We start from the raw sequence: 11,465 nt of genomic DNA, 5'->3' as shown, positions 1-11,465 counted from the left end.
CGGGAAGGACACGACATAGCTGCGTCGTTCGCCGGACTCGGTCGGCGTCAGGACAGGGGCGAGGGCGCCCATCAGGGCACCCTTGACGGGCAGCTTGATGGTGGCCGAAACCGGGTTCCACGCATCGTGGCTGTAGTGGCGCACCAGCTGGTCCGCGCCCGACGGACCGGCCATCGCCCACGGAACGTCGGCGTTCACAGTGTCGTCGTTCTCTTTGGCTGCGAGCGCATCGATGATCCCCGCCCGGTCACCAGGGGCGAAGCCGGTGCGGCAGGCAGCGGCCAGCTCGGGCGACGTGAGCCACGAGACTCCAGTCATTCCGACTGCGCCGCGTAACTGGGCCTCGACCTCACCCATCAGCAGGTAGAGGACGCGGGCGCGGCCCTCCAGTCCCCCGCCGGACTCCTTGGCGTGCTTGGCGAGTCGGGCTTCGGGCACGACGAGCGTCACGAACGCTTCGGTGCGGACCGACGCCTTGGCCAGCGCGGAGTGCAGGTCGTCGTTGATCTGACGCGCGAGGCCAGTACCGCCCGGACGCCGGTGTCGTGTCATCCACTGGCCCCGCTCGGCCCCGTCGTCGGGAACGGTGCGCACGACGATCAACAGCTCGTCGATCAGCTCGGTCCTCGAGCACAGGTCGAGCAGGTCGCTGAGTCCCACACCGCGCAGATGACGTTGCTCGATGTCTGACATGCCGATCCCGGGATGGGTGACGGTGGCTGTGGCAGCCCATGTCTTGGTCGCGTGATTCTGGATGATGGCGATACGCACCTGGTCGGGCCCGGTCGGTGGACTGTCGTGGATCTCGATTGCGTTGAGCACACCCGGCAGGTCAGCCTTGGTCAGGTCATCGACTCGCCCGCGGGTCGCTCGGGCGCGGAACGCGGTCCAGCCTGCGGTGCCTCCGGCGCAGTACCGCAGCATCGCCAGCAGCCAGCCTGTTGCCGAACGGCCACGGACCGGGACGATTACGATGGTGCTGAACATCGCCCACAGCACCAGAAACACCAGCGCCGAGGTCCAGGACTGTCGTTGGATCGACCAGAAGATCGGCATCATCGACAGGGACACAGCGGCGAGTTGCCACCCAGACAGTCCGAAGAACCATCCCACTTTCGCGCGTGAGTAGTCACGGTAGATCGACACGTTCGGCCTCCCTGAAGTTTCGGCAGTTCTTCTCTTATGGCCCGCGCCTACGTCGCCTGTGGCGACGACCCGCGCAGGATTTGTCAGACGATCGGTGGGACCTCGGCGGCTGCGGCGGCCATACCGCCAGACCCGCCGCCGCTCGCACCTCCACCACCGCCGGCGCCCGTCTTCGCGGCTCCGGCCGATGGCGTACCGCCGTGTGGGGGCATGTTCGGCATCGACGGGGCAGGAATCTGCGGGGTCTGCCCTTCCGGAGAGTTTTGGTCTTGGCGGTCGTCGGCGTTGTCGCCACTGCCGCTGTCTCGTTGATCAGGGTTGAACCGTTGGCTTCCGCGTTGGTAGTCCGGGTAGTACGAGGAGTCGCCTACGCCCGTCTGATTCATCTGATCGATGCCCACAGACGCCGCCGTGGCACCGATCTGGGTGACGGCGCCAAGACCGGCGGCGAACAACGAACCTGCTCCCCCAGTGGCGCCAGCCAGTGCTGTGCCGAAGCGTGAGGAGGTTGCCGCGCTGCTTTGACCTTCGCCTGCTGACTCGCCGGTACTGCTGCTCTGCGACGCCGTAGAAGACGTCGAGCTCTGGCTTCCGCCGGACATGAGTCCTTGGAGGCCACCTGCTGAGGCCATTCCTGTTCGCATCGAGGCTCCGGAGCTTGTGCCGGGATCGACGAACGCCAGCAGCTTGAACAGAGCCACCGGTGCCACGACGGAGACCATGATGAGCATGACTCCCGGGAAGGCGGTTCCGACGGCGGCCTCTGCGGTCTTGGTGCCGCCTTGGGCGACTCCGGTGGTGAGCTTGACGCCCATGCCCATCATCAGGACGGTGAGCACTGGAGTCAGTGCCGCGGCATGGAACCAGCGCATCGATTTCCAGAACCAGGTGCGCCCGGTGTCGGACACCAGTCCTGCGGCGGCGATGGGTGTCGCCGCGGCCAGGATCAGTAGTGCTGCGGCTCGGGTGAGCATGACGACGAAGTGGCCGATTGCCGCGATCCACAAGAACAGTGCCAAGATTCCGAGCACCGTTGCCAAGCCGATCTCGATGCTGTTCTTGCCGACGTCGACGTCCGACATGGGCTGCCACTGTGACCATTCGTTGATGTTGAGCAGGCTGGTCATGAGGGCATGGCTGAGGCCCGAGCAGGCCGCGATGACTGCGACCCCATAGGTGATGGCGACAGACCAGACACCTCCGAACTGCAAGGCTCCGATGATGACGCGGGCGAGGCTCTTACCGTCGCGGCGAAACGCGGCGACGGCGAGCTGGACGAACGCCATGATGAGCACGAGAGCACCCGCGGCCCAGAAGGTGGTGCGGTAGACCTCGGCCGCGGGTCCGGACGCTGAGATGTCTGGTGTCATCCATTGGTCCATGACGTCGAGTGCAAAGCGCAGGACCCATAGCCCCGATGACCAGAGGGCCATCATGATTCCGGTCCATCCGTCGGCGACGGCCTTGCCTGCGATGTCGCCGGCGATCCCGAACGGGTTGAATTTTCCGAGCAGGTCGATGGGGTTGAGTGCGACAACGTTCATTCGTGGTCGTCCGTCTCGGTCCACAGTAGCCAGCCCGCCTCGACGCTGCGGTCCGATCCCGGCCACGTCGACGGCGCTTGTGCCGGAGGTTTGCCGGGCCCGATCGTCCAACGGTCCTGACTCCATTGCATGCGCTCGCAATGTCCGAAACCGAACCTGGTCTGCTGCTCAACGGTCGTGGTGACATCGAGCTGTACACAAGCCAGCACCCAGTCCGGTCCGTCCGTCCCCTTGATCTGGACCCCGACAGGTGTGGCTGTGACACTGACCGAGCCGTCACCATCGACTGTGCCGGCCGCCTGGTGGAACATCTGGATGGATTGGGCGATCTCCCACCGCTCAAACCCGGACGGCTGTGCTGCCCAATGGTCGTAGACGTCACGTGCGTATCGGATCGACATGGGAGCCAATGCCGCGATCTCGATAGCGGCGAGCTGCCCCGCCGCGCCCTCGGGTGAGCGCCTGAATCCGGACGGCACTGCTGCCAGTCCCGATGACCTGGGCGAATCGATCAGCATTGAAGGAGATGGATCAAGCGCTGGAGCGGCCGGTTCCATGTCGGTCTCGTTGGCCTGAAGCATCGGCGCCGCGGCGACGCCGTCGCGGTACTCCGTGCCCCGCGTGCCGTCGGGTCCGACAGCTACGTCACGGGTCGCCGTTGCTGTTGGTGACGAGTCGCCTGTTGGATCGAACGCGGTCACGACGGCGTAGGAAAGGCCGGAGATCACCAGCGCGACGAACACGATGACACCACCGAACATCAGGATGAGCCTGCGCCTGCTCCACTCTGTAGCGTTCGCGTCGACGTCCATCAGACGCAGCCGCTGCCGGTGACGCTGTCGATCATCGCGGGCACGATCATGTATCCGATCGCGGCGAAGAACACGACGACGGCAGAGATGATGCCGACCTTCGAAGCATGAGCCATGCCAAACATGCGTCCGGCGGCAATCGCGCCGATCGCGACGAGGACGGCGGCAGCGAAGATCGCTAGGACGCCCCACTGGATGTATCCGGTGATGTCGTTGACGTACGTCTGCGCGCCGGGCGGTGCCTTCGGGCAGACCGCCGCCAACGTTGTGATGCCTTCAGAGATGATCATGTTCGTTTCCTTCTGTGAGACCGACGACCTGGTCAAGGACGGGTGCGCATGCGGACAGCAACGACGCCGGAAGCGGCGCGGGAGTCAGACCGATCACTGCCAGGCTGGACAACAGCGGCGCGTGGGAAAGACGGCCGCCAGTCACGGCGCCATCGATGCGCTGTGTGCACGCCGCTCGTAACGACTTGGGCCACCGCTTGATCGTTGGACCGGCGATGACACACCACGTGTCGTCGGGTCGGTCTGTCAGACGCAGAGCCTGATCGAGGAAGCGCATGCCGGAAACCGTGGCGATCGACACGATGACGAGGGGCACCGCATCGACCAAGGTGTTCAGCCACGAATCAGCTCGCCTGACGCGGCCAAGGTCCCAGCTGACATCGATGATCGTCAGGTCCCGATCCGTCGCATCCGGTGCTGGGACAGTCGCCGGTTCGTCGACATCGCGTTCGAGTCGTTCAATCAGGACATCGCCGCGTACCCCTCGGTGCCAGCCCGTTGGCGTGGCACCCATTTCGGCCGTCGTGGTGGCGATGAGTCCGCTGGAGTGTCTGGGTCCGCATTCAACGACGCGGGCTGGTGCAGACGCGACCTCGGCGATGGCAACGGCGACGGTGGTGGCACCGACCCGTCCCGTCGCGCCAATGACGGCAACGGTCCGTCCGGACGGTGACCAATCGTTGATCGGTTTGCGGACACGAGGTCCTGTGCCGCGAAACTGCCCCGCCTCCACGGCCGCCCAGGCGCGCTGGAGCTCGTCGACTGCCACGGCGATGGTCATCTCGACCACCTCACGCGCTCATCAGGAACGGCTGAGCATGGTCGACAGTGTCACCGGGGGCGTTGGCGACGGCTGTAGCGAATGCCGCTAGGCGGTCAATCGACGCAGACGTACGCCGCCGGACAGTCCGCGCGGACATACCCCATTTGGCGGCCACCGCTTCCGACGCGACTGGTGTCATGAGCCCACCCCGCCCTCGACGACCCGAACCTGGAACATCTTCCGAGGCGACCGCCAGGTCGATCAGCATGCGCTGATCAATCGAGCTGATGACAGCCGCCTCATTCGCGACGCTCAGGAACTCGAGAAGAACCGAGATTGAGTCACCACCAGGTTGAAGAGGTTGGGGGAGCCGGGCGACCCTCGCCGGCTCAACGCACTTCGTCTTCGCCCACGTGTGGTCCCTCCTCCATGCCCCATCGCCCACCCGGACCTCAGCTTGAACACCGCGCAGCGTGTCCCGCAGAATTGACACCGCGACCGGCCTACCGTTTTGCCACGCGAAAGTCCTGCAAGCGATCCAGAGCTGGGTAGCGACCAGCTCGTCGATGTCGGGAGTCAGGTCGGACATGCGGTGCGCGATTGTCGCCGCGCCCGGAACCAGCACCCACGTAAGCGCGGTGACGGCAGTCGTGTCGTCCCCACCTGTGGCCGATCCGATCTTCGCCAACGCTCTCAACGCGTCGTCCCTAGCTCGGGTGCCGGCCGTGCGGGTCCAGGCTCGTAGCCTGAGGAGATCCTCCACCGATGACAGTGAAGGTTCGGTCTCTGCCCACGAGTTCCAGTTTCGGCGGGCTTCCACCATTGAGAGCCCTTCGACGTCATAGACGCCAAGCATCGTTGCAACACTCATCTCGGTTCCCTTCCTGCGTGCCGTTGACATGGCAGAAAGGTCTCGCTTGCGTGTATCCCGATGTGTTACCCACTGGACCCGAACACTCGTCAGGAACATCAGGTAACTTCTCGTTCTCGCAGGTCAGCGCATGTTCCCGCGATAGTTTGCACACTTATCACTGAAGCCAGAAAGACGACATTCATTCCCGTCGCGCGTGCGGGGACCCGTGAGCACTGGGTGACGTCCCATCCGTCGTTCGTGAACACAATTAGCGATTGGTCAATGAGGTCGGGGGGCTCAGAATTTGGGGCCAAACCTACGGCTACGGATCTAGCAGCCTCGGGAGCGCCTCCACTCGCCGTAGAGGGTCGAACCCAGGGCACGCGTCAAAGGCGGTGGGTCGACGCACCCATATCGCGTAGCGCCCTCAATCAAGAATGTCTGTCCCTATCTCTAGTGTTGCCGACACTGCCGCTCGACGGCGCCCACTAGATGAGGAGCACCCCATGAAGGTTTCCAGCTACCACTCCAGTAACAACTCTGATCCAGACGTTTATCACGATCACGACAATTGCCCGACAGGCCAGCAAATCCCGTCGTACAACAAGCTGAGCGGTACTGGCAGCTTCCCGCGCTGCAAACAGTGCATCGACAAAGGTTGAGTTAGAACATCGGCCTTGCTGCTCGGGCAGTGAGACCGCCTCCGGGCTAGAACTTTGACAGCACGCAATCATGTTCAAGCCGGCTCGCGGTGGAATGGGGCAGTCGTCATAGCCCCGCTCGTTGACAGATGAGCACGTCTCACCTCGGAAGCGACGATTAGGGTGCCACCTCGGGTTTGGGTAACCGGCCCTCCAGAAGGTACTGGTCATCGCCGGCGTTGAGGGCGATCGACACATACTGGGCGCCCCGACGAGCGACGCGGTCATTGATTGTCCCGGCACCTTCGAGGTAGTTCACCGCGATGGCGCAGAAGTCCGACAATATTTGTAGAACGCCATCGTCGTCGTGCTCGTAAATCTCGTCCAGGCTCATGACTCCGTCCAGTCGAAGGATGAACCAACCGGACCCATCGATCTCGATTCGTGCTTCCGTTCTTGGCAGGACTTCGTTGGTGGCGGCGACAGTTCGAGGATGGATGTTTATGTGCCTCACACCCCTTGCGAGCTTCTCCACGACGGGGTCGAACGCGTCCAATTCGCCGAACATCGCGCACACACTTTCGGCCAGCGCAGCCGGGTCTTGGAAGGTCACACCGCATCTTCCCACCACTTGGGAGCGCTGCAATGGACACTCCCGGACCGAACGGCGTGTTCACTGAGTCGGCCGGCGGTGAATCGGTGCATGGCTGGGCCGTGGCAAACAGATGTGGTCACACCTCGCCATCGATAGGCAGCGAGCTGCCTTCGTCCGAGGTAGCTCCCACGGCGGCAGTATTGCGGACCTCGCTCGTCAACCTGCCGCCGCCATCCATGGTTCAAAGACCGTCTGCGGCCTTTGCAAGCATTCGCTTTGCTACCCCCCCCAGACCGAGCAAAGGCACGGCGACAGTCGCGGTGGTAAGACGTGCATTTCGGACCGCACGGATCGAGGCATGTGAGTGCGCGTCGGGGTCAGCGTTCTGGTGCGATGACCGCAAACACCAACGCGTCCGAGGACCTGTCCTCGATGGTGAGGAAGTTCCGCAGACGTCCCTCCCGCTGAAGCCCGGCGCTACGGAGGACTCGTTGAGAGGCGAGGTTCTCTGGTTCCACCCACGCCTCTAGGCGCCGCAGGTCCAACGCGACCAGCGCCCAAGGTATAGCCAGGCGGGCAGCGGCCGTCGCTACTCCCTGTCCCCGCTCGGGCGGAACAACCCAGTAGCCCAATCCGCCGACGTGCCGTTGTGGTCGCAGGGCCACCCAGATCAGGCCGATGGCACGGTCGCTGTCGACTTCGACGATGACTTGAGACACTCCTTCGCCGTTCTCTGCGCGACTCCACTGCCGATGGATGAAGGCCAGCCCCTCGGCGGGCGTGAAGGTGGCTGGGACGGTCGTGGCTTTGGGAATGTCAGGGTCGGAACTGGCGAGTCGGATGCATTCGACATCGCCTTCATCAAACCTTCTCAGGCCGATACGCCCGTCGCTCAACGGAGGATCCGGGTACGGCAGTGGCTCATCCGACACGGCCCCATCGTGTCACGGCGCTCAGAACATCACCGAGATCGGCAGGTCCGGTAGCTCTGGGAGCCGACAGGCGGTGGTTTGACCCAGCCAGTTAGCAGCTGTTGGTGAACACAGGCGGCCTTGACCGTGGAAGGCTACGGGAGTGGCCGTTGACATCGAAGGCATGCTTCACCGAGTCGTCGCTGACGAGTTCGGAACCGATACCGAGGTCCAACACTCGACGGACGCGGGAAAGTATCCGCTTCATCGAGCCCGGATAACCTGCGCGGACGGTCGTCCGACCGATGTTGAACTCGGGGTTGGTTCGACGCGGATCTCGGCGTGGATATATGAGTTGGACGTCGGGTACGTCGAGCTCGAGGAAGACGACGATGAAGCCAAATTGGAGTCGTCGTTGCGTACGTGCGCCAAGATCCTCCACGCATTCGCCAATGGAGAGGGGCGGATCGAGTACAGGTCCGCATTTATCCGCCGTCAACGACGCCGATATTTCATCGTCGAAGTCGACGGCATGGAGTACCGATTGGGCCGACGGACTGCCCGAGTTGGCGCGAGCAGTTCCCAATCCAAGTAACGTCCGACTCGCGGTGGAATGACGCGAGTTGCCGGGCGGTCGGGGTCGACGGCGGCGTGGGGGCTCGAACAGGTTTTGGTGCAGTCGGACGCACGTTGTGCTGGTGTCGTTTGGCTCCGTTTCCTGGGACGTCACCGGTGGCAGTGTCGGCGCTTGGCAGCACACTCGGTACATGACACGTGATCAGGTGGGGTCCGAGACTCTGGGTCGGATGGGCGGCTCGCTGGAGCGACCCGCACGGTTCTTCGACGGCCCCGCGGAGTTTGGTGCTTGGCTGGCTCTGCACCACGACACCGAGACCGTGCTGTGGATGGGCTTGAAGAAGAAGGGGGGCATTGATCGCGGCCTGACCTGGGAGCAGGCGGTTGTCGAGGCGCTGTGCTGGGGATGGATCGACTCAGTCGCGCAGCGCATCGACGACGAGTCCAGGCGGCAGCGCTGGACCCCTCGCAAGAAGACCTCCCACTGGAGCCGGGTCAACCTCAATCTGGTCGAGAAGCTGCGGGCCGAAGGCCGGATGCAGCCAAGCGGGTTGGTGATCTGGGAGCAACGCACCCTCGAGGAAGCGCCCTACAGCCACGAGCGGCCTTGGGCCGAACTGCCAGATTCGTACGCCGAGCAACTCGCTGCATCGCCGGCGGCCACCGCTTTCTGGGAGGCGTCGACCGCGACCTACCGCAAAGTCTGCGCCGTCTGGGTGACCTCAGCCAAGCAGGACGTCACCCGTGTCCGCCGGATGACCCAGTTGATCGAGTGTTGCGCCGAAGGCGAGCTCGTGCCGAACCAGCGTTACGGAGACATACCGAGCTGGGTGGCGCGGGCTGCGGCTGCCGCAGCAGGAGCGCGATGACGTCGCACACGGTGGTAAGACCGAATCCGCAGGCCAAAAGGCAGCAACTACCTTCCAGCTCGACGTCGACACGGCGGCCCGTGACGCAGTCAGCGCCGCGCCTGAGCTGTTGCTCAAGGCCGAGTGCATCCGCAACCCCGTCATGCGCCCCACAGGCGGATGGAAGTCCGTCCGCGACGTCGAGATCGCCGTCGCCGTCGCCGTCGCCGAGTACATCGACTGGTTCAACCACCGGCGACTTCACGGCGAGATCGGACACGTCCCACCCACCGAGCTCGAGGCTGCGCACTGGAAGTCCCAGAGCCTCGAGCACTACTGTGAAACACCCGTCCTCATCGAGGCCGGAACCAAGTAATCGAGTGGACACACCAGAGCCTCCACGAAACCCGGGGCGATTCAATCCGAAGTGAGCGGGTCGGACGGCCCGAGCCATCATCCCAGAAAAGGGTCCGCGGATCTGATAGGCGGCCAGCCGTTGAACGAACCAAAAGCGCAGCGTCCATGAACGTGTGATCCGCCAGGAGGGACAGGAACTGAATTGCGTCGAATACGTTCGATTTCCCGGACGCGTTAACTCCTGCAATACATGTATACGGTCCTAGATCCACACTGAAACCTAGGAGGTTCTTGAAGCCGTCAACTTCGAGCCGGGTAAGCATAAGTACGAACCTAGTTCCTTCGACGGTTGACGTGGCAAGTTCTCCCCAGCGGAGTAGACGAAACCGGCACGCCGACGACAAATCGAGATCGAGTTAATCAACGGATCCTGCTAGTTGCAGATCATGGCGTGCTCCGAAGAGCCGACTCCATCAGACCGAATGGGCTGAGGCATGCACCTGCGTCTTAGTGGGTGGAAAGGGCGTGTACTGCCGGGTTCCGACGCCCCGACTATCCGCGACGCAGGGCCTCCTCGATTCCCGTCCGCTCGTCTCGAATGCGCTGCGCATCGTGCCGCCTGGTCCAGGGGAGCATGTCAGTGACTATCGGAGGCGAGCTGCGTAGAAGCACGAGCGCGGTCCCGAACGGCAGGGTGCGGATCGTCTCAGGCGGCATGACGGGGACTCGGCGCGTTGAGCGTTGAAGGGATCGCGAGCCGTGGTCGCCAACTGAGGTGGTGTCTGTTCTTTCGTCGCGTTCGCCGATCAGAGCTGACAGGTCCTGGAGATCGCGGGCTGAGGAGGCTCCGCCGAGGATCATCTTCACGATCGAGGCATCCCAGATGGCGCCAGCAGCGTGGTCACCCCATTTGTCGCGGGCCTGGAACAGTGACTGGAGTACAGGCATGGTGGTGATCCCGGTGCCGCCGCCTTCGGCCATGAGGGCGGGCATCGATGGGAGTGGTGAGAGGTTCCCGATTTCATCGAGAGCCAGCAGCAGGGGTGGGTCGAGTCGGGCGCCGGGCGACGCTGCGGCCAGATGTCGAGCAGTCTCTACCAGATCCTCGATGAAGGCGGCGACCAGTGGCCATGACGCGCCGGCCCCGGCGCCGGTCGCGAGAAGGTAGAGGGTGCCGTTGTTGGTGAGAAACTCGACTGGGTCGAAATCTTCGCCGGCCCGTGGGGTGACGGCGTCGAGCACGCGGGGGTGGGCCAGGCAGGACAGTGCCAGTGAGACGCCCATCCAGATCGAGTCCCGGGTGCGGGGATCGGAGTGGATCATGGCCTCCAGCGCGTCTGCCCATCCCTGTGCGGCGTCGGCGTGGGTCGACAAGATGGCGACGGCATCTGATGCGGCTGACGGCGAGAGCGTCCAGGCAAACAGTTCGCTCGGGTTGCGGCGGTCGAGGGCTGCGGCGTGGAGCAGCGACTGGAGCGCAGTACGGGTTTTGCCTTCCCAGAACCCTCCGGACTCGACCCCGCCCGCGGACAAGCCTGTGGCCGATGCGAGCCCGGTTGCTCGTATCATCGCGGTCAGTGGGTCCTCGCAGCCACGGACTGGCGACCACCGCAGACCTGCCGGGATTCCCTCGGCGAGATGTTGGGGATCGAACACGGCGACCGGACCACAGCGCTGACGTTCTGTCAGCGTTGCGGCGATGTTGTCGGGTCGGGTTGCAGTCGTGATCACGGCCCCGGGCGCATCGAGGATCGAGTTGATGACCATGTGTAGACCTTTGCCCGACCGGGGCGGGCCGAGCAGCAGGATCGAGTCCTCGACAGATGCCCAGACGCCTCGCCTGTGTGATTTGCCGAGCAGGTACCCAATGTCGCGAGCAGCGGGTTGAGTCAGTGACGGTCGCAGAGTGTGACCTCGTGCAAGCAGCGCCTTTTCGGACGCTACGGCTTGCACATCACGAGCCGTCGCGACACCCGCGATCCGTCGCGGTTCGCGGGTAGCCGTCTGCTTGGTGTTGGCGATGAGCCGCCACGCGGCATATGCGGCCACACCGACGAGGCCAGCGAGTACAACAAAGACGAACCAGTAGAGGACGGCGGGGGTGCCCGAGGATTCCATCGCACCGGCCG

The 11,465-nt window shown here is 63.9% G+C and carries 13 protein-coding genes; 3 read left to right on the top strand and 10 right to left on the bottom strand.

Annotated elements, in window-relative coordinates; all coding sequences use genetic code 11:
* The 6 genes from H7290_RS14240 to H7290_RS14215 form a co-directional block, all read right to left on the bottom strand.
* The coding region (locus tag H7290_RS14240) for an SCO6880 family protein (RefSeq protein WP_290514677.1) at positions 1-1,146 on the bottom strand (1,146 nt) is incomplete at its 3' end.
* 83 nt (positions 1,147-1,229) lie between these two features.
* Entirely contained in the window at positions 1,230-2,690 is a 1,461-nt protein-coding gene (locus tag H7290_RS14235) for a hypothetical protein (protein WP_290514676.1), read from the bottom strand.
* On the bottom strand, positions 2,687-3,502 hold the full coding sequence (locus H7290_RS14230) for a hypothetical protein (RefSeq protein ID WP_290514675.1): 816 nt from the start codon (positions 3,500-3,502) through the stop codon (positions 2,687-2,689). Before H7290_RS14230 ends, H7290_RS14235 begins: the two co-directional genes overlap by 4 nt.
* Positions 3,502-3,792 carry a hypothetical protein gene (locus tag H7290_RS14225; protein WP_290514674.1) on the bottom strand — a complete coding sequence of 97 codons (291 nt, stop codon included), beginning with the start codon at positions 3,790-3,792 and terminating at the stop codon, positions 3,502-3,504. Before H7290_RS14225 ends, H7290_RS14230 begins: the two co-directional genes overlap by 1 nt.
* Entirely contained in the window at positions 3,779-4,573 is a 795-nt protein-coding gene (locus H7290_RS14220; RefSeq protein ID WP_290514673.1) for a hypothetical protein, read from the bottom strand. The genes H7290_RS14225 and H7290_RS14220 overlap by 14 nt, the downstream gene beginning before the upstream one ends.
* 10 nt (positions 4,574-4,583) lie before the next feature.
* On the bottom strand, positions 4,584-5,525 hold the full coding sequence (locus tag H7290_RS14215; RefSeq protein ID WP_290514672.1) for a hypothetical protein: 942 nt from the start codon (positions 5,523-5,525) through the stop codon (positions 4,584-4,586).
* 389 nt (positions 5,526-5,914) lie between these two features.
* Here H7290_RS14215 and H7290_RS14210 point away from each other — a divergent pair, with 389 nt between their 5' ends.
* Positions 5,915-6,070, top strand: coding sequence for a hypothetical protein (locus H7290_RS14210; protein ID WP_290514671.1), 156 nt, complete (start codon positions 5,915-5,917; stop codon positions 6,068-6,070).
* 157 nt (positions 6,071-6,227) lie between these two features.
* On the opposite strand, the gene H7290_RS14205 is transcribed toward H7290_RS14210, so the two are convergent.
* Together H7290_RS14205 and H7290_RS14200 are read right to left on the bottom strand one after the other, a co-directional pair.
* Complete coding sequence (locus H7290_RS14205; protein ID WP_290514670.1) at positions 6,228-6,617, bottom strand: hypothetical protein; 390 nt, start codon at positions 6,615-6,617, stop codon at positions 6,228-6,230.
* Between the two features lie 404 nt (positions 6,618-7,021).
* Positions 7,022-7,576: a GNAT family protein gene (locus H7290_RS14200; RefSeq protein WP_290514669.1), complete on the bottom strand. Its 555-nt coding sequence runs from the start codon at positions 7,574-7,576 to the stop codon at positions 7,022-7,024.
* A gap of 746 nt (positions 7,577-8,322) precedes the next feature.
* On the opposite strand from H7290_RS14200, the gene H7290_RS14195 reads away from it, so the two are divergent.
* Both H7290_RS14195 and H7290_RS14190 read left to right on the top strand, forming a co-directional pair.
* Positions 8,323-9,000, top strand: a complete 678-nt coding sequence (locus tag H7290_RS14195) for a YdeI family protein (protein ID WP_290514668.1) — start codon at positions 8,323-8,325, stop codon at positions 8,998-9,000.
* Between the two features lie 109 nt (positions 9,001-9,109).
* On the top strand, positions 9,110-9,355 hold the full coding sequence (locus H7290_RS14190; protein WP_290514667.1) for an IS3 family transposase: 246 nt from the start codon (positions 9,110-9,112) through the stop codon (positions 9,353-9,355).
* Here H7290_RS14190 and H7290_RS21390 read toward each other — a convergent pair.
* Complete coding sequence (locus H7290_RS21390) at positions 9,333-9,659, bottom strand: AAA family ATPase (RefSeq protein WP_366927639.1); 327 nt, start codon at positions 9,657-9,659, stop codon at positions 9,333-9,335. The two genes, H7290_RS14190 and H7290_RS21390, sit on opposite strands and share 23 nt — an antisense overlap.
* A 229-nt stretch (positions 9,660-9,888) precedes the next feature.
* On the bottom strand, positions 9,889-11,465 hold a 1,577-nt coding region (locus H7290_RS14185; RefSeq protein ID WP_290514666.1), incomplete at its 5' end, for a TraM recognition domain-containing protein.

The organism is Aeromicrobium sp. (assembly GCF_014378035.1).
GTDB lineage: Bacteria > Actinomycetota > Actinomycetes > Propionibacteriales > Nocardioidaceae > Aeromicrobium.
This window is presented reverse-complemented; position numbering and strand designations above follow the sequence as displayed.